Raw genomic sequence first — 23,014 nt, 5'->3', positions numbered from 1 at the left:
TACACGATTCGGCTTACGAATTCCTCTTCGATAAGCCGGCCTTGCTTTGCCGCTTTTCTGCCAGCGGTTTCGATAGTGGCACCGGCGAAAAGCTTTTCCTGAGGGCGCCGCCCGGCACCTGAAAGAGGCGCACTGAGCCGTCGAAACCACCGGCAGCCAGCAGCCTGCCATCCGGGCTGAACGCCAGCGCATAGGTTGCGCCTGCAGTGGCGTGCATGGTTGTGATCAGCTTTCCCGTCACCATGTTGTACAGGTTTATCACCGGGTTTTCACTGCCCACCGCGAGAATGCCGTCGTCGGGGCTGATACCGACGGAGGTAATTGCCGAAAGCTGGCGCGGAAACTCCCGCAGCATATTGTGATCTTCCATATTCATCGTGCGAGGCTCGGTACGAAAGACCTTGTACAGGCGCGGTATGCCGTCTGAGCCGCCGCATACCACCTGATCGGGCTGCAGACGAAACCTGGCGCCGGCGCCACTCACGGTGAGCTTGCCGATATCCAGCCGGACCGAGGTTGTGTCGGTATCCGGCAGAGGCGCCCTGGCGGCGGTGATGTTGACGTCGTAAACACCGTCTTTGGCGCCGCCCGGCAATGTCACGGCAACCGATGGTTGCGTTGGAATGCTGCCGGTAGGCAGCTGAACGCTAAAATCGCCGGCAGCGTTGATGCCGGCCCCGTTCAGATGGAGCCATGCCGTACCGGTTGGCGCCACATCGGGTAACACATTGCGGTCCAGAACCAGCAAGAAGTGCTGCGGACTGATTCCGCTCAGGGTCGCCAGAGGCCGCGGAAAGCGGGCGAGGCAGCGGAGCGGTGTCGTATGCGTGTTGATATCATCGATAAACTGCCCGGTCGAAACCAGCGTGAGCTTGATCGCCTCATCGCGGCTTGCGCTCAACACGTGACGTCCGTTGTCCGAAAAAGCCGTTGAAAACACCCAATCGCTGTGGCTGTCGAGCCGCATCACCGGCTTGCCATCGGGCACGGTTATGACGTGCACGCTGTTGTTGGATGAACCGTAAGAAAACTGCTTGCTATCTGGCGAAAAGGCGCCACCGAAGACGGTATCAAAGCCGGCGGGCACTGCCCGCACCAGCTTGTGCGTCGCTACCGACCAGAACTGGACTTCGCCCATTCGCGCAGGCGTGCCACCCGCAACCGCGATCAGGCTTCCATCGGGCGAATACGAAATCGACTCAACCTGCTGGGCGTCCCCAATCAACCGGGCCGTTACGCGAAAGTCCGGCAGACTGTGGAGCACTACCTCGTGATAGCCGGAGACCGCCAGTGTTTTGCCATCGGGCGACCAGGCCATTGCCACGATGACCGGCGGCTGGCTGTAGATCGGCGGATGGGCGGCGTCGTAGGTGGCGTGCACGGCCGGTGTGTCGTTGTGCGCGCCCTCTGCAATCCATCGACGGAACATGTCGATCTGTGCAGGCATTAGTGGTGGGCCACCCTTGGGCATCAGCATCGTTTTGCCGGTGAGGTAGTCCAACACCAGGCTGTGCGCCGGATCACCCGGCTTGACGGTGGCGCCGTGCGCGCCCCCCTTGGTGAAAAGCGCGTAGGTGGTCACCACCAGCTTGCCGCTTGCAGCCTGGAACCGCGGCTGGTGGCACATCTGGCAGTGCTCACGCAGAATCGGGAAGATCTGGCGGTAGAAACTGACGGGCGCAGGTGGCGCGGCCTCGGCTTGGGCTGCGAAACGTGCGGCGCAAAGAGCAGGCACAAAAAGCGCGCTGAGCGCTGCAATCCGGATGGTTGCCTTAAGCTTCATGAAGCCGTGGAGTTTCACACAGGAGCATGCGGCCGCGCAATTCTGCTGCCTGCCGTTTAGATAGGATACCTTTTTGTGGAAATGGTTACAACCCATTGCGAGTTGCCTCATGTAAAGCCTTACCGAGGACCGAAAGGGCTTGTGAGCAAGCGGGGAGGCATTGACCAAACCGGTGCTGATGAGCGCGGGGCTGCACTCGGTGCGGTCCGAGGCGAAGCGATTTGGGCGATCGCGTCCGTGGCAGAATGCGATTATTCCGGACGAGTTTTGCCAAACGACAGGGCTGAACCGCCAGGCTGCGATCGGGCTACAGAATCGGGCGCCGGCGCAACGCGTTGTTGGTGGGCGACGCCAAGGCACTGGAGCCGTTGCGGGCCCATGGAACAGCTGTACCGCGTCGGTGCTCTTGCCGACACAGACTAACCCGTCTCCGAGCCGCTACACTCCCAACTCCATTTCGCTGTGGCGCCCATATTCCGACCCGAACCCGAAGTACGGATCGGTTGCCGTACCGGAGATCGAGCGGGCATCGAAGGCGAAAGAGGCAAGGCCGATGTCACTGGAGTTGACCTTCTCCGCCGGATTGCCCTGCGGCTCGAACGGACGCAAGATGCTCGAAGCGTAAGCGCGGCGCGAGAGGGATGTGCATCGCAACATGCGCACGCTGCATGGGCAGATACCGGCCACGAAGAATGCACGGCGGACGTCCGCTCGCAGCGGAGTCGACGTTGAGGGAAGCTGCCCATGCCACAGCGCACCTCAGACCGCCGACCGTCACCAATTGTGGGCCATCGCGGCGCTACAACAGTTGTAGTTAGGGCTATCGGCAGCGCTGTGCTAGCCAACAGGCCTCAGAAGGCGCCAAACCCTGACCTATGCGTCATTGCAGGTCAGGGCGCCACCGGCGCCTTGCGGTTGCCACGTCGAAGCTGCTCGAACGCATGTCGCTCGGCGGCTTCGTCGCCGGCGGTGAGCATCCGGATGTCGCCGCCCTCGAGCACGGCCTGCGGAACGCCGTCGCGGTAGAGAATGCGTGAACCGCTTCGCGCGGCAATTCTTTCTCCAGGCGTGATGATGCCGGAGAGGTTGAGCGGATCGGCCGCCGCAATACGGACCATCTGTCCGTTCGGCGGCCGCCGTCGAATTCCGCGAAGCGATTCCACGGCTTCCGGCAGTGCATACTGCTCCCCACTGAAGCCGGCCACAAAACGACCGCCGCGCAGATCACCGGCCAACTCCATGCGCCGGTAAACCCGCAGGATATCCCTCCAGGGCGGCAGCCCCTGCTCCCGAAGTGTGATGCGGTGAAACACCACTCCCCACCGCCGCAGCAGTTGGCGCGCCACGTATTCGCATGCCTCATCGTAGGCGCTGCCGGCGGCGAGAGTGGGCGCGAAGCTGCGAAGCAGCGACCAGCGCCCAGCCTGGTTGTCTGCCGAAAGGCGGTTCGTGGCGGCCGCATGTGTGAATACGGACCTGATGTTTCGTTGGGCAAGCAAAGCCCGGGCACGGTGGGCGTCGTTCCGCCGCGAGGCAGGGGTGATGAGGGTACGCAACCCACCGAACCCGTCGGAGGTCACAAGACCGGCGCTCACCAGTTCGGCCAGGGCGCTTTCCGTTTCTACCGGCAGCCTGTTTGCTGCGGAGACCAACTGGCCAAAGAATTGCGGACCTCCGGATGTGAGTACATCCAGTACGTCTACAGCGGCGCCGGAGAGCCCGCCGTCTCCGGGCTCGCCCATCTCATCCCGCGCCCAGATCGGCAGCGAAGCTGTTTGATAGAGGCCGATCGGCGTCTGCTTGACGCTGACGGCAGATCGCCGGCCCGGCGAGCGTTCCGCGCAGTGCAGCCGGCCCCACCGGACTTCGCCGGAGAGGCATAAGGTGTCCAGGTCGGCCGGCAGCCACGGGTGCATTCTGAGCGGCAAGATCGATTCTTCCCAGGCCACGGCTGCCGCTTCGCAGCCATCCAGCATTCCGACAACCTGGCGCAAACCCGAAATGCCGGTTAGCTGCGTGCCCGGCGCTGCGTGCTGCCACTCGAACAGGAAGCGTACAAAATCAGCGGCGCTCACCGGCGATATCTCGCGTCGCAGCCGGTCCAGCGTGTATCGGTGGATGCGCGCGAGGAGGCGCCGATCGCACCACTCCAATTCGCCGCCGTCTGGTGAGTAGTGTCCCCTCAGCGCCACGCCCTGAGTTTCAAGACCAATCAGAGCATTCTCCACCTCGGCGGTCGGCAGGTCCAGTTCGTCGGCAAGGCGCGACGTGGTCAGTGGCCCAAGCGCTTCCAACCGGCCCCGAACAATTGTGAGAAGCGCGTCCTCCTGAGTCCAGGTCCGTGGAGCCCTCACGTGCACGCTGGTGTCGGACATCCGGCCCGGGCAAGCCGCGTCGAAAGCAGAGAGCATCTCACCGGCGACGAGCAGGCAATGTCCGCCAGCTGCACCGTCCCGAACGCGCGCGGCACGGCCCGTGGCGAGCAGCTCGGTGGCGTACGGCTCGAACGCCGCCGCCTCGCTCTCCGTAACGTATCCCGTGAGCATCAAAGCGTCGTAAAGCTCGTCGGCATCGCGGGCATCGGGCCACGCTTCGTCGCGAACTCGCGCGATCGCATCGCTATCCAGGGCGCCGAGCCGCTCAGCTTCGGTGCGCGGACCGGCCCCTGAGCGTCTTGTGATTACCGCCTGCGTCCGGCGCTCCTCCAGCGGCGCATCATCCAGGAAGGCGTAGGGCTTAACCGTAATGATCTCGGTGGCCAGTGATGACGGCGAGACGGTGTCGCGTGCAATCAGGCTGACTTCGCCGCTCTTGATGCGTCGCAGGACGGCTCGAAGGCCCTCAATGTCCATCGCTTCGGTAAGGCAATCGTGCAGTACCTCATTGACCAGCGGATGGTCGCGGGGGATGTCGCGGTCCTCACCTTCGAGCGTTTCGGGACATGCGGCGGCGTGAGGAAACACGGCAGCAAGAAGATCGTCCGCTCGCATACGCATCAAGGCCGGCGGCACCTTTTTGCCACCGGAAAAACGAAGCAGGGCAAGCGACCGGCATGCGTCCCATCTCCACCGCGAGGCGAACACCGGCGACGTAAGCATTGCCTGCTCGAGCAGATGCTGCACGGTATCGGCCGTCAGATACTCAAAGACGTCGGAAAGAACGAAGCTGTGCTGCATGCCGAGGGAGAGCAGGATCGCGTTCTCGGACGCGGCCGCCTGCAGTTCGAAGTTGAATCCCCTGCAAAACCTCTTGCGCAGCGCCAGGCCCCACGCCCAGGTGATGCGGCGGCCAAACGGCGCATGCAGCACCAGCTGCATACCCCCGCTCTCATCGAAGAAGCGCTCCAGGATGAGCGTATCCGTGGTTGGAAGCGCTCCCAGCACCTCCACGGTGTCGGCAAGGTAGCTCGTCAGCTGCTCGGCATCGGCGGTCTCAATGCCGGTCTCGGCCGCTATCCAGCGTACAGCCTCTTCGCGGGCGCCGGCTCCGCTACTCTGCGTCAGGGCATGCTCCACGCCGACCCTCAGCCGGCTGATCTCGCTGGAGAGTTCGGCCGTTCGCGCGGGCGCTTCTCCCAACCAGAACGGAATGCTGGGCGGCTGGCCATGCGCATCCTCCACTCGAACCCGGCCCGTTTCAACCCGAAGTATCCTCCACGACGTATTGCCGAGCTGGAAAATATCGCCAACGGCGCTCTCAACGGCGAAGTCCTCGTGGACTGTGCCAACCGTAATATTCTCGGGCTCCTGGATAACGAGGTAGTCGCCGGTATCGGGAATGGCGCCGCCGGATGTGATGGCGGCCAGGCGGGCGCCACGGCGCGCACGAACGGTGCCTTGAACGCCGTCGGCAGTGATCAGCGCGCCGGACCGGCCGCGGCGGGTTGAGATGCCGTCGTGCATCATCTGAACGGCGGCGTCGAACTCTTCGCGGGAAAGGTTTTGCCATGGCCATGCGCGGCGCACCATCTCAAAGAGCTCGTCGGCATCCCAGTTCTCACAGGCGCAGGCCGCCACGATCTGCTGCGTCAGGATATCGGTCGGCTTATCGGGCACAATCAGGCGATCCAGTGTGTGCCGGCGGACGGCCGCGGACAGTGCGGCGGCGGTTGCGAGATCGTCGAGTGTCAGGGCGAAGAGAATCCCCTTGGAGATGGCCTTCAGGTTGTGCCCCGCGCGACCTACACGTTGAAGCAGGGTGCCGATGGCCTTGACCGGCCCGATCTGGCAGACCAGATCGACGTCGCCGATATCGATTCCCAGCTCCAGCGAAGCGGTAGCCACGAGGGCGCGCAGCTCGCCCGCTTTGAGGCGCTGCTCCGCCAAAAGACGCTGCTTCCGTGACAGGCTGCCGTGATGCGATGTCACCGCCTCTTCGCCGAGACGCCTGGTGAGTTGCTGCGCCAGCCGTTCGCAGGTCGCCCGCGTGTTGACGAAGATCAGGGTGGTGTGGTGCGCCTCGATCAAGTCGGCCAGGCGCTGGTAGATTTCGGCCCAGGTTTCGTGTGAGCAGACGGCTTCCAGCGGTAAGCGCGGCGTCTCAATCGAAAGGTCTAACGAGCGCAGATGGCCGAGGTTCACGATGTCACAATCGGGAGCGCCGCCAGGGCGGATCCGTGCGCCAACGAGAAACCGCGCCACGAGATCTACCGGGTTTTGTGTGGCGGAGAGGCCCACTCGCTGAAGCGGCCGCCCACATAGGTGTTCGAGCCGCTCGAGGCTTAGCGCCAGGTGTGAACCCCGTTTATCGCGTGCGACCGCGTGGATTTCGTCGACGATGACGGTGTCGACGGACTGGAGGAAGCGACGACTGCGGTCCGAAGTCAACAGGATGTAGAGCGACTCGGGTGTGGTGACCAGGATGTGTGGCGGCCGTCGGATCATCGCCTCGCGCTCCGGCTGAGGCGTATCGCCGGTGCGAACCAGCACTTTGATCTCCGGCGGTTCTAACCCCAGCTCGCGCGCTGACTGAGCGATACCATCCAGGGGCTCGCGCAGGTTCTTCTGTACGTCGTTGGAGAGCGCCTTCAATGGCGAAACATAGAGGATGGTGGTTTCCGGCTTGAGTTCGCCGTCGAACGCCGCGCGATAGAGTCGATCTATGCCGGCCAGGAATCCCGTCAGCGTTTTGCCCGAGCCGGTTGGCGCGCAAACCAGCGTGTTGCGCCGGCTGGCAATATGGGGCCAACCCTCCTGCTGCGGTGGTGAGGGCGTTCCGAATGCGCTCCGAAACCAGTGCTGAACCACCGGATGGAACGCGGCGAGAACGTCCTCGGTCTGCGACGGAGGCGCCGGCGTGGATTCCTGGCTAGCGGCAGAGCGGGACATGCTATCTGCTTCGCAGGAACGCCAGTACTTCGGCCGCGCCGCCCATTTCGGCATGCACCGCCAACGGTATACCGTGCGGACCAAGCAGAGCCGCCGTGGCCGGATCGGCATCGATCATCGCGCGGACGATATCGACGCGGTTCAGCATTGCCGCTGCGAACACGTCCATGCGCGCACCGGAGCTCAGCAGCACCTCGGCTATGTCCCGCCGGCCCATATGTGACGCAGCGCCGAGCGCGGTCTCCCAGTCACCGGCGCCCCAATCCCACGCGGCATTCACGATAGCCGGCGCTTCCGCCAGAATCTCTGTCACGCGCTCAAGCCGCCCGTGCGATACCCCCACAAACTCCTCTACCAACTCCGCGTTAAGGCGCGGCGGCCGCTCGTCGGTCATGCTGTTCCAGTTCCTTTCCGTTGGCGCTACGGCGAAGGCGACGATCCGGGTATGATGAATTGTGGTCAGTCTCCGGGATTGATCGCAATTACCCGTACATAATTCCACGTTTTTCGAGGTTTTCCTGCATGGACTGGGATCAATTCACACAGCAAGGCATGGCGGTGATTGCATCGGCAAAAGCCGAGGTGAGGCGCCTGGGCGATAGCGTGCTGACGTCGGAGCACATACTCCTCGGACTGTTGCGCCGTCGCAACTCGGTTGCGGTTCGCCTCATTCAAGAGACCTCCGTGACCCGCGAGGAGCTCAGGGAAGCAATCGAGGCGCGGCTAAAGCCGGGAACGCCGGATCCCTCCGGCAATGTCAAGCTGAGCGGCAGCGGCAAACAGATTCTTGCCCTTGCGGCGGACGAGGCACGTCAGGTTGGTGACGAGTTCATCGGCTCCGAGCATCTGCTGCTGGCGTTGGCCCGCGAGCAGCGCGTGCCCGCCGGACAGGTGCTTGCCGAAAAGGGCTTGACGCTGGATCGCCTGCGCAATGGCCTGCGCGAGGTTCTGGCAATTGCCTAGCCGGATTACGCGATTCGGCGCCGCGGTTGCGATGGCCGGCTGCGGCAGCTAGTGGATTCCAATGCCGCCGGAAAGCTGGATGACCGGCTGGCGAAATGCATCCGATGTGGGTTCTGCCTTGATGCTTGCCCCACCTTCCGCCTGACCGGCAAGGAGACCTACAGCCCACGCGGCCGTATCTACCTGACACGTTCATGGCGTGAGAACGCCATTGAGTTGGATGCAGATGTGATCGATGCGCTGGACACCTGCCTCGGCTGTCGAGCTTGCGAAACGGCCTGTCCAAGCGGCGTTGAGTATGGCGCAATTCTGGAAGAGGCCCGTGCCGCTATTGAAGAGAGCGGTTTACGGCCGTCGGGCCAGAGCTTTGCCCGCCGCGAGCTGATTGAGACGCTGACCTCGCCAACGCGCCTTCGCATTGCGCTCAAAGCTGGCCGCGCGATGCGTTCGTTCACCGGCGGCCGCGTACCCGGCGTATTGACGCGCCTGCTCACCGGAGGAAGCAGCGCCGGCATCGGACTTCCGGAACTCGATGCATCACAAATAGCGCCGCCGCTGCCCGAGCTGACGCCGTCCATAGGCACGCGCGAATACCGTGTGGGTATAGTGCAGGGCTGCGTGATGCGCGTGATGTTCGCCGGCGCCAACTCCGCTACGGCTCGAGTGCTTCAGCGCAATGGATGCGATGTTCTGGCGCCGAAATCGGCAGCCTGTTGTGGCGCCCTGCACCTGCATACCGGCCTGCAGCGGGAGGCACGGGTACGCGCGCGGCGGCTCATCGCGGCGTTCGAGTCGATTCTGCCTGACCTCGATGCGATAGTGGTCAACTCTGCGGGGTGTGGGTCCGCCCTCAAGGAGTATCGCCAACTCTTTGAAAACGAGCCGGCCTGGCGCGACCGAGCCGCCAGGTTCGCCTCAAAAGTGCGAGACATCAGCGAGTGGCTGCATCACACCGGAATCAGGCCGCCTACCGGCGGCGTAAAGGGTGTGGTCGCCGTCCACGATGCATGCCACCTGGTTCACGGGCAGCGAATACGCAGCGAGCCGCGCGAGATGCTCCGCGCGATTCCCGGAATTTCGATGGTGGAGCTGGAAGAATCGGATACATGCTGCGGAAGCGCAGGCACCTACAACATGCTGCAGCCGATGATGGCCTCGGAGCTGCTGGCTCGGAAAATGAAGTTTATACGCGAGGGCGGTGCAACGGTAATTGCCGCTGGGAACCCGGGCTGCCTCGCGTGGATTGAGCAGGGCGCCGTCACGCAAGGGCTTGACCTCACGCTGAAGCACCCGGTGGAGCTGTTGGATGAGGCATACCGCAACGGCGAAACCGGAGACGGCAGCGGATCGCGCCATATCGTATAATGGCTCAAGTGATGGCGGCTGTTCTGCGGCCACAACTCCAGATTGGAATGTGGGGCACTTGATGATGAAGCTGGCGTCTGTAGGCATTACGTGCGGCATAATCGCGCTGGCGCCCCTGAGGCCGGCCTGCGCGCAGAGTGCGCCGATCCAGGCAAAGCTCCGCTTGATGACGAAGGGGGCCGTTGCACGGTACGGGCTTTCGATGCCGGCCCGCGTGCCACTCAGCCCTGTCGCGCCGACAGAGGTTGTCAAGGCGCCGGCCGGCCTGATATCTCCGCTCTACGGCTTTATATCGATGGGGCCGTCCGGTGACACCTCAACCTCCGCCGTGATCGTGGATGACCCCTCCAGCCCAAACTCGCATCTGTATGTCGATTCCAACGGCGATGGCGACCTTACCGACGATCCACCGGCCGTCTGGCGAAGCTCCACCTACACCGGTCTCGGTGGCCATACGTATATGCTGCACGATGGCACGGTAACCGTAGATGTGCGTTATGGGTCCAGGACGGTGCCGCTATCGTTATACGTCCGGTTGTTTGATCCATCGGACCCCAGCCACGGAGCGCTGCGCGACCAACTGGTGTGCTACGCCGACTACGCCTGTACGGGGCACGTCACCCTGGCCGGCAAAGCCTACAGTGCGGCTCTGCTAGACGCCACAGCAAAGGCGGACTTCACCGCTGCGGCGGCGCAGCCCGGCGGGGCGGTCTTCTGCATCGATGTCAACGGCAATGGCGTTTTCGATTCTCAGGGTGAAGTGTATTCCGCTTCTCAGCCATTCAACATTGCCGGGACTACCTACAAGATTGCAGATGTTGCTCCAGATGGCACGGAGTTCGTACTGCGCCGGTCGGCCACCTCCGTACCGTTGATTCCGGCGCCGCCAGATCTTCGACCGGGCAAGCCTGCCCTGGCATTTACCATGCCGACGCTCGACGGTGGCACGGTCCACTTTCCGGCGGATTATCACGGAAAGCTGGTTCTGCTCTACTTCTGGGCGACCTGGTGCGGCGGCTGTCAACTGGATATGCCGCGTGTACGCGCGGTCTACAGCCGCTACCATACACAGGGCCTTGAGATTCTCGGCGTGAGTTTGGACCATGCCAACCAGAAGGCCCGGGTTGAGGATTTCGAGCGAGAAAACGCGCTTCCATGGCCGCAGATATACGAAGGTAAGTATATGAGCTCGGCCGTGGCACAGCTCTACTTCGTCAATACCACGCCTTCGGGGTTTCTGGTGGATGGCGACAGCGGCGAGGTAGTCGCCGACGGCCAGTCGTTACGCGGACCGCAGCTGGCGGCTACGGTGGCGGCGGCATTCAGGCACTGGCTCCCGGGTGCACGAGCAGGAGCGCATTAGATGCCCGTTGACGTTGAGGTACGAGCGATGACAGCCGGCGACAGCTTGCTGATCGGCGACCTGCTGGCTCGGTGCATGAGCGCGGAGCGAATCTCGAACCCGCTGTTTTGGGGGCGGGTGCTGCTCGATCCCAACATCCGGAGCTCCGGCATAGCGGTTGCTGCCACGCCCGCGGGCGGCGTCGTGGGATGCGCGATTGCGGTAGTTGAGCGGCGCCCCGTAGAGGATGGAACACCGGATACGGAACGCGGCTGGGTAACGGCATTCGCCGTGGATGAAGCCTGGAGGCGCCAGGGCATAGGCACGCGACTGCTCGAGTTTGCGGAAAACTATGTGCGCAAAGCCGGCCGGACGATCATGGACATTTCGGCGTACGCTCCCGGCTACTTCGTTCCCGGTGTGGATGGCGTGGCGTACCCGGAGGCTCTGGCATTCCTGAAGAGCCGTGGGTATGCGTCCACTGCGCGTCCACTCTCCATGTCAATCTCGCTACCGATGGGCTGGCAGATACCACCGTTCGCCAACCAGCTGAGTATCGACCTGCAGCGGCAGGGCATTCACGTCCATCCCGTTGAGCCACACCAGCTTTCGGCTTTGCTCCATTTCCTCCGAGCCGAGTTTCCTGGTCCGTGGCAGGCACAGGTACGCGGCGCCGTAAGGGACATCCTGGCGCAGCGGCGCCACGGTTCCGACCTGCTCGCCGCCTCACGCGGCGACGAGATTCTCGGTTTCGCGCACTGCTTCCGCGAAAGGTTCGGGCCGTTTGGCGTTGCTCAGGCGGAGCGCGGCAAGGGTATTGGCATTACTCTGCTGGCGCGGATGCTGCAGCACATCCAGGCCCGGGGTGGCCGCCATGCCTGGTTTATGTGGAGCGATGATGCGTCGGCGGCGCGCGTCTACACCCCGATGGGATTCGTAGAATCCCGCCGGTTCGATGTGATGCGCAAGCAGCTCGATTCGTCGTCAGGCGTTTGAGCGAACCGGACGGGTAAGTGACGAGAGACGATCATACCGCCGGCCTGATTCCACTCGTGACGGCAACCGGCGCTGTCTACCAGGGCGTGGGGGGCATAGATACCTTTCGGCGGCTGACGAGCGCGTTCTATCGGCGAATTGAGCAGGAGCCGCTGCTGCGGCCGATGTATCCGGACGAGTTGGCGCCGGCGGCGGAGCGCCTGGCGCTGTTCCTCGCGCAGTTCTTCGGCGGACCCCGTCTGTACAGCGAGCAGCGCGGTGCGCCGCGCCTGAGAATGCGGCACATGGCATTCGACATCGGTCAACGGGAGCGTGATGCGTGGGTTCGCGCGATGAGCGCATCTGTGGATGAGATCGCTATCCCCGAACCGTGGAGGTCGGCGATGCTCCGATACTTCGAGGACACGGCAACATTTCTGGTCCGGCGCAGCAGCACGCCCGGGTCTGATCCGCGGTACTAAGGTGTGCCGGAGAATATCACGACGATGCTGCACAACTATTCGGCGCGATGCACTTACACGTTGACCTCTTTTGAAGTTCTTACTTCGACCGGTGCGCCTATGAGGAGAGATACAATGCGCCGTTCGCCCCATTACCATGCCGCTGCGCAGGTTGCGCTAGCGGCGCTGTTGCTTACCGCCGCCAGCCTCGGCGCCCGTGCGGACAATGGCAAAGACCATTACAACAAAGGCATTGCGCTCTACAAGCAGAACAAGCTGGATGCCGCGCTTGCTGAATTCAACACGGCCCGTCGGATGGATCCCAAGGATGCCATGACGCTCTACTGGGTCGGCTTCGTCAACTTGCAGGAGCAGAAGTATCCAGAGGCTGTGGAGGCGCTCGAGCCGGCCGTCAAGATGCGCCCGAATTCGAGCGACGCCCACCTGAATCTGGGTAACGCTTACAGTGGCGTTCACCGGTATGCCGACGCGGCGCAGCAGTTCTCGGACGCCGCCCGCCTTGAGCCCAAGTCGCCGGACCCGCTGTACGACCTGGGCACCGCCGATCAGGATATGGGCCGGGATGCCGACGCACTGGATGCGTTCCATCGCGCCGAGGCGCTCTCGCCGAAGGATCCCTATATCCAAAACGGGATCGGGATTTCGGAAGAGCACACCGGCAATCCGGATGCGGCCATTGTGGCCTACCAGAAGGCCACCGCTCTGGCGCCGAATGAGTCGAGCTTCTGGATGAACCTTGGTCTTGCCTACAGGCACAAGGGTGATGATGAGAATGCCCGTCAGGCGTTCAGCCATGCCGTGGCGCTGGCGCCAAACAACTACAGTATCCGGGAAACGTATGCGGAGACGCTGTACGACATGGGCCGCGGCAGCGAGGCCGAGGATCAGTTCGCCAAAGCCCGGCAGTTGAGCCCAAGCGACTTTAATCCCACATTTAATATGGGTCTGGTTGCCGAGCGGCAGAACAACCTGCGGCAGGCGCAGCAGCAGTATCAAAACGCGCTGGCCATACAGCCGAACAACCCGATGGCGCTGACGGCGTTGGCGCAGGTTCAGCGCAAGATGGGCAACTTCGACGCGGCTGCCGGAACGTACCGCAGGCTTACTGCAGTAACGCCCGATGATCAATCGGGATGGGTGAACCTCGGTGCGTGCCTGCAGCGTACGGGCGACATGACCGGCGCGGCGGCTGCGATGGAAGAAGCGCTGAAGCATGGCCACGCCGGTATGCGCGATGCTCAAATCAGGCGCGTGCTTGGCAGCTACTACCTCGGCCGCAGCGATCCAGACAGCCTCGATCGCGCCCAGGCGTTGTTCGAATCGTCGCTGCAAGAGGATCCCAACAGCGCTCTGGCGCTGACCGGGCTGGGCCAGGTAGCGCAGCGGCACAGCCATCCGGACTCCGCGATCACGTACTACAAGCGGGCTGTCGCGCTAGACCCGAAGATGGTGGACGCCTGGAATAACCTTGGTGTTGCGTATGAGTACAAGGGCGAGGCCGCGCAGGCAATGGGCGCCTATCGCCACGCTGTCCAGGCAGATCCTGGAAACTCGGTGGCCAAAGCGAACCTCGCTCGCGTACAAGAGGCGCTGAAGCACAAACAGTAAGCGCCGCCGCACGACAGGGACGCAGGCCGGATCCTCCACTCGGACTAACGCTCAGAGTGGAGGGTGCGTCTTTTGGTCGGATCGCTTTCCGATCAGTCGGTGACGATTCTTCCCGCGACCGCGGCGCAGATAACCCGACGACCGCAGATTCATGGCCGGCGAGCGATTAGCTGAGCTTCAATCTGGTGGTTTGCGCCAATACGTTCCCACTATACGCCGGTGATTTGGATTTGTGTCGGCGGGCGCATTTTCAGCCGGTCCAGGCGGATCGCGAGGTGCGCCTGCTTATGCGCAACGCACCTGCGTCGTGACTTTGTGCCGCTCGTGGTCACGATCACGGCGACCATTGGGATTCGCCTCAAGTCATGCGGGGCCGTGCGGTTCCCAACCGCAGCCACAACGCCTATGAGCGTTCGCAGTACTCCATCGTCCACGTTCGCAAGCACCCGCAAACGACTGCCAAGTATCCCCTACATTACGTTCCAGTTCTTGCCACGCTTGCGCAGATTCGGTCAACCCTCAAGGACGAGCGTGAAAAAGAGCCTGTTTTTTTGCAAGGCAGGCTGGCGCGCTCGAGCGGGGCTTGCCGGCCGCGCTGTGTCCGCCGTGGATAGTTGCCTGCTATGAACGAAATCCAGCGCGAGAAAAAAAAAAGGCTCGTAAGCGGCGAAAGCCTGGATGGGCTCAACCCCGCCCGGATTGACGGCCGCATTGACATGCGCGGGGTCAGTGTGGCTGGGCCGATTGTAACCCGAACGCTCCAAACACCAATCGGAGAGGCGCGGGTCCTCAGCGGCCCGACGATCATTCGAAACGGTTCCTGGCGGGGGCTCGACTTCACGGGCGCTACGCTGCCTAGACTGAGGTTCTTCGACAGCTCCCTGACCGACTGCATTTTTGACCGGTGTGACATCCACGACATTCGCGTGTGGACGTTACAGTGCACGGATTGCCGGTTTCTATCCGCGGTCGTTTCCGGGAGTCTTGGTCCGGCCCGCCCGGAGGGAAGTACATATTACCGGAACGTGGATTTCACCGGCGCCGACCTCCGAGACACCAGCTACAATTCCACGGTGTTTGTCAACTGCCTGTTCAGAAACACCCGGTTGACAAAGGTGGAGTTCTGGGGCAGCAACTTCACCGATTGCGTATTTGAAGGAGAGCTGCGCGAGGTGATATTCAGCCGCGACGGCTTGCCCCGCGGCCAGAACCCACCAAACGAGATGATCAACGTCGATCTTCGCAAGGCTAAGTTGAGGATGTGCGGCTTCCGTAAGCTGAATCTTGACCGCGTGCTCTTTCCCGAGGACGATGAGCACATCATCCTCGACCAATATCCAGAGACGGTGGATCGTCTGCTCGAGCAGCTTGCCGCCCGCACGGAATCCGGATGGCTGGGGGTTGCCGGTCTGCTGGAATGGGATCAAAAATGCGTCGGGCCGCGACAGCGCTTCGGTGTGTGGAGCAAACAGGACATCGTTGCAGAAGTGGGTGAGGACGGCCTGAGCGAATTTCTCGGGTGGGTCCAAGCCTGGGGCGTGCCGCGCTCCGCGCAAGAGGTGAACGCCATGGACCCGAAGGACCGGCTGCTGCCGTAGGTGGGCATGGGCGCGCGCGAAGGCTGGCGCGCTCGCGCGGGGCTTGCCGGCCGCGCGGTCGTGGCAGAGTTCCCGCATCCGCATCGGAATCCGGGCGGCGACGGCCTGTTGAAGGCGTTTGCCCGCGCGTTGTAAGCATACGCATTGCGCCGGCCCCGCCGCGCTGATATTGGCGCCCATCCCCGCGACCTGCCCGCTTCGGCCCGCATGACGTTGCGGCGGTGCTGCAGCCGCGCCATTTCGCCGCCCCGATCCTGTTGCCTTTGACGGCCAGTTTGGGTGTTACACCGACTGGCTGGTGACGGCCCAGACCGGACCCACCCGGTACGGCCCGATTCTTCAGTCGCCCTTCCCCGCGCTCATCCTCTGCGGCCTCCGCTACTACGACCCCGCAAACGGCATCTGGCTGACACGCGATCCCACGCTGTGGGACGGCGGCATAAACCTCTACGAGTACTGCGGCGATGACCCGGTCAACGCGTTTGACCCGCTGGGTCTCGGGCCGGGGTGGACGATCTGGGGTTTCGAATTCACCCCACACGTTATTTTGGAGGGCATCAAGACAGGGCTTGCCGCTACCGCCCACGCGCTAAGCTGCGGCCACTATACAAACCGGCACTACGCGCATCAATCAGGCTACGGCGGTTCCGTGGTTCTCGCCACAATCGGCCGGTAAGCCGCGCTCTGGGGTCTGCAAGACAAGGCGTTTGAAGCCGCCGGTGCAGCGATCAATGCAGCCCGGGCGGCACGGGCCGAGCGGCTGGCCGGGGCCGGCCTCACCGGCATGGCGCGTGTGCGCTGGCTGGGCCAAGTTGGCGAGGCCGCAGCGGGTATCGTGAAAAACACCGAGTGGATCACACTGCCCAGTTGGGCGAGCCACCGTATCCCGGATGAACTGGACCATGTCGCGAAGGTGATCGGAGAGGTCAAGAATGTCAAGAGCCTGAGCTACACGAGACAACTGCAAGACTACTATGCCTGGGCGGTGGACAACAACTACACTCTCCGCCTGTACATTCGCGGCGGCAAGGGCACGGTTCTGTCGCCCGCTCTTCAAGCTATGGAGCGTGCCGGGAAGATCGTGGTGCGCCGCGTCATTCCCTGACCGGAGGCGGACCGGCCACAAATCGACCGGCTGCGCAACAGGAGCCACCGAATGCGGAAAAACGAAATCGAGCCGCTCGTCAGCGAGCTTATCGAACGGAGACTGCAGGAGAACAGGGCGCAATACGATCTAGCCATGTCCCCCGTATTTGCCGAACTCCGCGCGGCAGGGATCAACCATGCCACGTTGGCCGGGCTGCGAACGAGCGGCATCCGCTACGACGCCGCAATACCGATACTGCTCAAATGGCTTCCGCTATTCCCGGAGCTCAACATTAGGCGGTCTATCCTCAGCGCACTCTCCGTCCCATGGGCACGCACCGCGGTGATCCAGCCGCTCATTCGCGAGTTCTTGACGTGGCCCAACAATGACGACGGCTATAAGTGGTCAGTTGGAAACGCCATTGAACTAGTCGCTGACCAGTCGGCGTTTGAACAACTGCTGGCCATTGCGGGCGATCGCAGCAACGGGTACAGCCGCGCGATGATCGTACTTTGGCTCGGGAAGGTGAAGGATCTGCGTGCCGAGGCGATGCTGATCGAGTCCCTGTCGGATCCGAGCGTACTGTATTGCACGGTCGAGGCCCTTGGCAAGCTGAAGTCTGTGAAGGCGCGCCCGCTCATCGAGCCCCTTCTGCACCACCATGATTCCGAGATCCGTCGTGTCGCCCGCAAGGCGATCGCCAAAATAGATCGGGCTCACCCGCCCGGCTCGCTGGGCGACAGCGAGGCGGATGCCGTGCCGGATGGCCCCGTACTCTTCGCAATCCAACCGGATGGCGCCGCCACGGCTGACGCGCAGACCTGGCTCTGCACACACAGCACGATAAGTCGAACAGCTCGCTTCCGGCTGGAGCTGGCTTTCAAGCCGAGGCTTGAGCTTTCGCCCTTTGCAGCCGGCACGGGCTGGCTGCTCGCCGAAGGCGACGGCGATGCTTCCGCGCTCCTTTCCGCGCTCGCGAATGAGCTGGAGGCCGGTGTGAGTGTCGGGCCGGCGGCGCGAAAGCGGCCGCTGAAGTTCGATCTGGTCGTGCTCAACACGCGGGAGGCGCTGGACGAACGAACCGATCCCTGGATCCGCATGAAGGCATCCGTCAACGACCGGCTGGAGTTCTACCTCGATCTGAACCCGTCGGCCGGAACCGGAGCCATCCATATCAAGGACGAGGAGTACGGCGACGGCCTGTTGAAGGCGTTTGCCCGCGCTTTATAGGCGTGGCGTTCGCGGGCTGCGTTGCAGGTGGCGCCGCTCCTGCATGCGCCTCGGAGTCCGCGCTGAAAACATCTGGTACGATTCAACCACCAGTCGGCAGCGCCGGACGAAGTCCGGGCCCTTCTCAGAGAGATATGTTCCCGCCCTGACGTGTAATGGCGCTTTCCGGGGTACAAGGTCCCTGGAGCACCGTGAAGGAAAAGTAGCAATGGTACGTAATAACACGACGCCGGACTTCTACGTAATCGACTAGGGGAAACTACTGTTCGGCAGCAAATACGGTTGGGGCGAGGCCGAGAAACCGAAGAGTTATGGGGTCAGCGGCCTGTACGAGGGGTGCCCCGTGTGCGGAATCGGCATGGGCCTGCGGCGGTGGCTGCCGCCTCAGAATCTCAGCCTGCGTGGCCGCGTATTCCCCGACTTTCTGCTCGGCCACGGCTTCGATCTTATGCTCTCGCGGCCCGCGCTGGAACTCTACGACAAAGGAGGGTGGACCGGCATCGTGCACCGGGATCCGCCAGCGCATATCGCAAGTGTGCGTCGAAAGAAGCCCGAGAGTCTGCAAGTTGAGCTGCCCGAGTACGGCAACGTGTGGAAAACTAGATTGGGCGCCAACCTCGACGATGAGGCATCCGGCGCCGTTCGACCGGCGGTGCCGTGCGCCTACGGTCGCCGGCGCACCAAGGCGATCGACAGGGTCGTGCTTCAGGCGGGTTCGTGGAATGGCGCGGACATTTTCGCTGCGCGCGGCCTAGCATCCACCACTCTGGTAAGCCGCCGATTCGTGGAGGGCATGGCCGAGGCCGGCTTGACCGGAGTTGTGGTTCTCGCACCGGAAGATTACTCGTTCTCCCATGCCGTCTGAACGCGTGCCAGGCTGTGTCCGCGCCGAGCGACGATTCCGCCCGCGCTCTGGGTTCGCCGACCAGGTGTCAAAATACAGCCAGCGGTTCGGTATCGGCATTCTGATCCACTACTGACACCTGAACATGGACAGCAAACTCACAATCTGGGAGCGGATGAAAAAGGGTGGGGACCTCAGCGGACTGAAGGAGGAACTCGTCAATGGCCGGCTCGATATGCGCGGCCTCAAGCTGGCCGAGCCCTCCCTCGTCAACGTCACGAAGATCGAAGGGCTTGATGCGGGAGAGCTGACGTGGTACACGGAACTCGAGCGATTCCACTGGACCAGTATTGACTTCGCCGGGGCCACCCTGCCAAGCCTGCGTTTCCTCTATGGGATTATCGAGGATTGTGTATTCGATGACTGTGTGCTCGCCGACCTGCGTATCTGGGCCACGCGCCTCGAGAACGTCAGCTTCCGCGGGGCCGATATGCGGGGCGCTGCGCTCGGCACCATGGAGGACGGCTACTGCGACACGTACGTGAATGTCGACTTCACCCAGGCTGACCTGCGCCGGGCGTTTTCGCACAAATCTACATTTACCAACTGCATCTTCAGAAACACCCGACTCAGGAAGGTCGAGTTTTGGGGCAGCAATTTTATCGATTGCGTCTTTGAAGGTGAACTGCGCGAAGTGATCTTCGCGCGCGATGCCTGGCCACCCGGCGAGTTTCCTCCAAACGAGATGATCAACGTCGATCTTCGTAAGTCCCGGTTTTGGCTGACCGACTTTCGGAAACTGAATCTCGACCGCGTGCTGTTCCCTGAGGACGACGACCATTTTGTAATCGACCAATTTCCGCAAACGGTTGCGCGCGTGATCTCGGTGATCGAGAGCCGCACCGAGACAGGATGGCTTGGTATCCGTGCGCTGCGCGAGCACGAACTGCAGTGGGCGGGCGCGCGTCAGCGGTTCGGCGTGTGGAGGAAGACGGAGATCGCGTCGGACGTCGGCACCGACGGTCTGCAGGAGATCCTCGACCTGCTGCGCAGCTGGGGCGTTTTGCGCACCACGCAGGAAGTAAACGCCATGGACCCGAAGGACCGGCTGCTGCCGTAGGCGGGAGCGGGCTATTGCGCGTCTTCACCCCGCCGTTGCAGCCGGGGCGTTCGCCACCGCACAGCGGGTCAGTGAGTGCGCCCGCCGTCGGCGCACGGAAGCATTCAAGACCGGGCCGGCAGCCCTCACGCATAGCCATCTCAACACGCTCGGCGCTATGCCGGATGGCATCGTTCGGAAACCTGCCGGACGGAAGGAAGCCGTGGTGGCCGTTGTTGTGAAGATTCTTTGCGAGGGCTGGCCTATGCTTCAGCGGGAAGCGAGGATTGCTTGCCGTGCTGCGTGTTTCCACAACGGAGGTTTGACACGGCGGGCCGACCTCCTGCGTCAATTGTCCGCCCGGAGATTCCGTTCCAATTCAAGCTGCGCGTCAGGCGTCGATCAAATCTAGTCGACGCGGCGCGAACGCAGGAAACACCTGCGAAATGTCTGTGCAATGCTGGCGGCTAACCAGTATTTCGGCCAGCACGTCACGATAGTCCGTCGTGACGTGCAGGTCGCCCGGACCCTCCAGTTGATGCGCGGCGAGGCCCGGCCAATCTGCAACGACGCGACCGCCTTTAACCGCCCCGCTCAGCAGGAACATAAAGCTCGCGCGGCCATGATCGGTGCCCAACCCGCTGTTTTCGTAGGCGCGCCGGCCGAACTCCGTCATCGTAACCAGCGTGACGCCGCTCATGCGCGACCCAAGATCCTGGGCAAACGCCGCGCAGGCAAGCGCCAGGTGACTCAGACGTCCGGCCTGCCATCCGGTGTCGGATCCCTGTGCCACGTGCGTATCCCAACCCTCCATGTTCAGGCACGCAACCTCCAGCCCAACCCGACCTTTCACAAGGCAGGCTACCTGGCGAAGTGCGTTGCCGACGTCGTTTTGCGGGTATTCAACTCCGGCGCGCGGGCGGTACGTTTCCGGATCCAGGCGCCGGACTGCATCGAGCGCCGCGATCGTCTCACGGCCGGAAGCCCGCAGCATCACGCCGGTTGCGCCTTCCACGGTGGTTCCCGTGGCGTAGAGCTTTGCGAGCGCTCGTTCCATACCCAAATCGTCGGAATGGTGCCGTATTCCGCTCGCCCCGGTTGGCGCCAGGTTGCGCAGGCGATAAGCCGACAGGTCCTCAAGCGCCGTCGCTCCGGAGGCGCCGCGAAGGGAATCGGGCATGGTGTCGGAAACGGCCACAGCGCGCAGTGGCGACTCGTTGACTTCAGGATCGGCCAACAGGAATCGCGCCAGCCAACCGCTGGCGGGGCCGGCATCACGGTAGAGACCACGCTCCACGGTAGCCATCGCCTCGAAGTGTGATCGCGTTTGGTCGCCCGACCCAACAGCGTGAATGGGCAGGAGCGAGCCGCCATGGTAAAACGGAAGCAACGGCGCAAGCGCAGGGTGAAGGCCGAAATACCCGTCCAGATCGAGCGCGCGCGCAGTTGGAGCGACGCTCTTGTCGGAGGGCCTGCGAATGGCGATGCTGGGGCGGAGCCGGTAGTAATCGTCATCGCCGTGCGGTGGGATGACGTTCAGACCGTCGGCGCCCCCGCGCAAGAAGATTACGATCAGCGCGTTTTTACTGCCGGCAGCCGGGTCTGAGTTGAGCGTAACTTCGGCAAGCGCCGAAGCCGGAGAACCGAAGCCCTGGGCAGCGCCGGCTGCCGCTGCAAGGGCCGCGCCGGATATCACCTGACGGCGGGAAAGTATTGTGTTCACGGTGTCCTCACTTTGCAGGCGGGAGGAGCTGAGCTCTCATCGGCACTGAAATTGAGGCGAAGCCAGCAGCAGCGCCGCAGCCCGTCCCAGCGAATCAGGTTCGTCGCCCGGTGAGGCCAGCTCCGCGACGAGAGCGCGGCGGAGCGACGCCACTGGCTCCGACTGTGGCGCGACACCCAGCGTCGCGCCGATCAGCGCGTCCGCGGTTGCCTCGGGCGTGGTGGCGTGCCGGGCCAGTGCGTTCAGGTCCAGGCGCGTGCCACCGATTCCACCCACGCAAAGCTCGATAGCAAACTGCCATCGGGGCAGCAGGCTCGAGCGCCATGCAGAGGCTTTTTCGGGGAATCCATCGGGCATCGGCCACTGATAGAGTGGCTGGCCCATGGAGGCGAGTCCCTGCTGAATAGGGCCGCCACCATCGGTATCGGCCGCGGTGGCGCGCAGAGCCGAAGTCACATAGTCCAATGGGCGTTTCAGCAGCGGCGCCGCCGCATCCGGCATAAAGAGGCCGTCCAAGAGGATGGGCCGAAGTGTCGCCCGGATATCGGTTCCGGACTTCAGATAGGCAGCCGCAGCCGCTCGCACAATCACAGGTTGTGGAGTGCCGAGAAACCGGATACAGAGTTCCGACGCGATATGTGCCGCAGTGGCGGGATGATGCGCCGCCGCGGCCAGCACCGCCCGGCCATCCTGTATGCCGCCGCCGGCCGGTATGGTGATGCCGAGGAAAGGCGAAGCCTTGGCGCCGGAATCGTGCATTGCGCGGTTGAACACGAACTCACCGCGACGCCATCCGCCACGGAGGGTCCAGCCCGTGAAGCAGCGGGCAACCTCGTAGATATCGCGCTGCGTGTAGCCGCTGTTCACCCCAACGGTGTGGAGTTCCAGGAGCTCCCGCGCGTAGTTCTCGTTTGGTACGCCCTTGCGGTTCAGAGCGTTATCCAGATATCCCAGCATCGCCGGGCTTTGGGCGGTGGCTGCAAGGAGGCGGTCGAAACGGCCCAATGCATTCGGCCGGATCACCCGCTCGACATCGAGCGGAATCAGGACTCGGCCATCGTTTTTGAGTGCGTAGATGTTGAAGTGGTTCGTCCAGAAATCGGCCATGGCCTCCCGCAGCTGGTTCGCGCCGTAAATGGCGCGCACCAGGGCAGCCCTGCCGGTCTCGGTGACTAACTCATCGTCCGACATACCATAGAGTGCATCGGGAGCGTCCTGCGCATTTTGCAGAACGTCCAGGCCGGCGGTGCGAAGGGCAACCACGCCCGGATCGGGCAGATCCGCGGCAAGCTGCGTCTCGATCCAGCCTTGGGGTCCCATTTCGGCCACCGCCGCTGTGTCGCCAGGTCGGCCGCCGAACGCCACACGGTTCAGAACATGAGCCGCTTCGGCGCCGGCTGCACTTGACGGCGGCAGCCTCCATCCGTTTGCCGAGGGCGGCTGGACACCCCGCCACTCGGTTCGAGCAGCCTCCGTAGCCTCAAGGGCGATAGCAGCGCCGGCCGCGAGCACGGCCACACCCGCCGCTCCGCGCATGAGCGGCGACTCACTTCGGCGAGCTTCCGGCGCGGCGAATTCGGCGCTCACG

General features: G+C 63.1%; 18 protein-coding genes. 12 read left to right on the top strand and 6 right to left on the bottom strand.

The window, feature by feature from the left end:
- Positions 1 to 13: 13 nt before the first annotated feature.
- From KGJ62_03665 to KGJ62_03650, 4 genes are all read right to left on the bottom strand, one after another.
- The gene (locus KGJ62_03665; GenBank protein MDE2125665.1) at positions 14 to 1,783 is read right to left on the bottom strand and encodes a PD40 domain-containing protein; all 1,770 of its coding nucleotides are present in this window, start codon (positions 1,781 to 1,783) and stop codon (positions 14 to 16) included.
- A 438-nt stretch (positions 1,784 to 2,221) separates the two neighbouring features.
- Positions 2,222 to 2,440: a hypothetical protein gene (locus KGJ62_03660; GenBank protein MDE2125664.1), complete on the bottom strand. Its 219-nt coding sequence runs from the start codon at positions 2,438 to 2,440 to the stop codon at positions 2,222 to 2,224.
- Positions 2,441 to 2,673: 233 nt separating this feature from the next.
- A complete protein-coding gene (locus KGJ62_03655) occupies positions 2,674 to 7,110 on the bottom strand; it encodes a DEAD/DEAH box helicase (GenBank protein MDE2125663.1) in 4,437 nt (1,478 codons plus the stop codon).
- Between the two features lies 1 nt (position 7,111).
- Positions 7,112 to 7,504 (bottom strand): ankyrin repeat domain-containing protein, encoded by a 393-nt coding sequence (locus KGJ62_03650; protein ID MDE2125662.1) that lies wholly within the window; start codon positions 7,502 to 7,504, stop codon positions 7,112 to 7,114.
- Positions 7,505 to 7,632: 128 nt separating this feature from the next.
- Between KGJ62_03650 and KGJ62_03645 the strand changes: the two genes are divergently transcribed.
- From KGJ62_03645 to KGJ62_03590, 12 genes are all read left to right on the top strand, one after another.
- Positions 7,633 to 8,073 carry a hypothetical protein gene (locus tag KGJ62_03645; GenBank protein MDE2125661.1) on the top strand — a complete coding sequence of 147 codons (441 nt, stop codon included), beginning with the start codon at positions 7,633 to 7,635 and terminating at the stop codon, positions 8,071 to 8,073.
- Positions 8,074 to 8,124: 51 nt separating this feature from the next.
- Positions 8,125 to 9,438, top strand: coding sequence for a 4Fe-4S dicluster domain-containing protein (locus tag KGJ62_03640; GenBank protein ID MDE2125660.1), 1,314 nt, complete (start codon positions 8,125 to 8,127; stop codon positions 9,436 to 9,438).
- Positions 9,380 to 10,801 (top strand): TlpA family protein disulfide reductase, encoded by a 1,422-nt coding sequence (locus tag KGJ62_03635; protein ID MDE2125659.1) that lies wholly within the window; start codon positions 9,380 to 9,382, stop codon positions 10,799 to 10,801. Before KGJ62_03640 ends, KGJ62_03635 begins: the two co-directional genes overlap by 59 nt.
- The gene (locus tag KGJ62_03630) at positions 10,802 to 11,776 is read left to right on the top strand and encodes a GNAT family N-acetyltransferase (protein MDE2125658.1); all 975 of its coding nucleotides are present in this window, start codon (positions 10,802 to 10,804) and stop codon (positions 11,774 to 11,776) included.
- A gap of 56 nt (positions 11,777 to 11,832) precedes the next feature.
- Positions 11,833 to 12,237, top strand: a complete 405-nt coding sequence (locus tag KGJ62_03625; protein MDE2125657.1) for a globin — start codon at positions 11,833 to 11,835, stop codon at positions 12,235 to 12,237.
- Positions 12,238 to 12,351: 114 nt separating this feature from the next.
- Positions 12,352 to 13,845, top strand: a complete 1,494-nt coding sequence (locus KGJ62_03620) for a tetratricopeptide repeat protein (protein MDE2125656.1) — start codon at positions 12,352 to 12,354, stop codon at positions 13,843 to 13,845.
- A gap of 623 nt (positions 13,846 to 14,468) precedes the next feature.
- Positions 14,469 to 15,443 carry a pentapeptide repeat-containing protein gene (locus tag KGJ62_03615; protein MDE2125655.1) on the top strand — a complete coding sequence of 325 codons (975 nt, stop codon included), beginning with the start codon at positions 14,469 to 14,471 and terminating at the stop codon, positions 15,441 to 15,443.
- A 295-nt stretch (positions 15,444 to 15,738) separates the two neighbouring features.
- Entirely contained in the window at positions 15,739 to 16,119 is a 381-nt protein-coding gene (locus KGJ62_03610) for a hypothetical protein (protein MDE2125654.1), read from the top strand.
- A gap of 159 nt (positions 16,120 to 16,278) precedes the next feature.
- A complete protein-coding gene (locus tag KGJ62_03605) occupies positions 16,279 to 16,548 on the top strand; it encodes a hypothetical protein (GenBank protein MDE2125653.1) in 270 nt (89 codons plus the stop codon).
- Positions 16,549 to 16,599: 51 nt separating this feature from the next.
- On the top strand, positions 16,600 to 17,760 hold the full coding sequence (locus KGJ62_03600) for a HEAT repeat domain-containing protein (GenBank protein MDE2125652.1): 1,161 nt from the start codon (positions 16,600 to 16,602) through the stop codon (positions 17,758 to 17,760).
- 358 nt (positions 17,761 to 18,118) lie between these two features.
- A complete protein-coding gene (locus KGJ62_03595; GenBank protein ID MDE2125651.1) occupies positions 18,119 to 18,625 on the top strand; it encodes a hypothetical protein in 507 nt (168 codons plus the stop codon).
- 124 nt (positions 18,626 to 18,749) lie between these two features.
- Positions 18,750 to 19,724: a pentapeptide repeat-containing protein gene (locus KGJ62_03590; GenBank protein ID MDE2125650.1), complete on the top strand. Its 975-nt coding sequence runs from the start codon at positions 18,750 to 18,752 to the stop codon at positions 19,722 to 19,724.
- A 370-nt stretch (positions 19,725 to 20,094) separates the two neighbouring features.
- Here the strand turns inward: KGJ62_03590 and KGJ62_03585 are convergent, their stop codons facing one another.
- Both KGJ62_03585 and KGJ62_03580 read right to left on the bottom strand, forming a co-directional pair.
- On the bottom strand, positions 20,095 to 21,426 hold the full coding sequence (locus KGJ62_03585) for a DUF1501 domain-containing protein (protein ID MDE2125649.1): 1,332 nt from the start codon (positions 21,424 to 21,426) through the stop codon (positions 20,095 to 20,097).
- Between the two features lie 36 nt (positions 21,427 to 21,462).
- Positions 21,463 to 23,013, bottom strand: coding sequence for a DUF1800 domain-containing protein (locus tag KGJ62_03580; protein MDE2125648.1), 1,551 nt, complete (start codon positions 23,011 to 23,013; stop codon positions 21,463 to 21,465).
- Between the last annotated feature and the right edge of the window lies 1 nt (position 23,014).

It is taken from the genome of Armatimonadota bacterium (assembly GCA_028871815.1).
GTDB lineage: Bacteria > Armatimonadota > Chthonomonadetes > Chthonomonadales > Chthonomonadaceae > REEB205.
The sequence above is the reverse complement of the archived record's forward strand: the minus strand, read 5'-3'. Positions and strand labels throughout refer to the sequence as shown.

Coding starts and splice junctions, on each gene's coding strand:
- KGJ62_03590 (MDE2125650.1), top strand. CDS start 18,750: ATGGACAGCAAACTCACAATCTGGGAGCGGATGAAAAAGGGTGGGGAC.
- KGJ62_03665 (MDE2125665.1), bottom strand. CDS start 1,783: ATGAAGCTTAAGGCAACCATCCGGATTGCAGCGCTCAGCGCGCTTTTT.
- KGJ62_03660 (MDE2125664.1), bottom strand. CDS start 2,440: ATGTTGCGATGCACATCCCTCTCGCGCCGCGCTTACGCTTCGAGCATC.
- KGJ62_03650 (MDE2125662.1), bottom strand. CDS start 7,504: ATGACCGACGAGCGGCCGCCGCGCCTTAACGCGGAGTTGGTAGAGGAG.
- KGJ62_03645 (MDE2125661.1), top strand. CDS start 7,633: ATGGACTGGGATCAATTCACACAGCAAGGCATGGCGGTGATTGCATCG.
- KGJ62_03595 (MDE2125651.1), top strand. CDS start 18,119: ATGGGCCTGCGGCGGTGGCTGCCGCCTCAGAATCTCAGCCTGCGTGGC.
- KGJ62_03600 (MDE2125652.1), top strand. CDS start 16,600: ATGCGGAAAAACGAAATCGAGCCGCTCGTCAGCGAGCTTATCGAACGG.
- KGJ62_03630 (MDE2125658.1), top strand. CDS start 10,802: ATGCCCGTTGACGTTGAGGTACGAGCGATGACAGCCGGCGACAGCTTG.
- KGJ62_03615 (MDE2125655.1), top strand. CDS start 14,469: ATGAACGAAATCCAGCGCGAGAAAAAAAAAAGGCTCGTAAGCGGCGAA.
- KGJ62_03620 (MDE2125656.1), top strand. CDS start 12,352: ATGCGCCGTTCGCCCCATTACCATGCCGCTGCGCAGGTTGCGCTAGCG.
- KGJ62_03655 (MDE2125663.1), bottom strand. CDS start 7,110: ATGTCCCGCTCTGCCGCTAGCCAGGAATCCACGCCGGCGCCTCCGTCG.
- KGJ62_03635 (MDE2125659.1), top strand. CDS start 9,380: ATGAGGCATACCGCAACGGCGAAACCGGAGACGGCAGCGGATCGCGCC.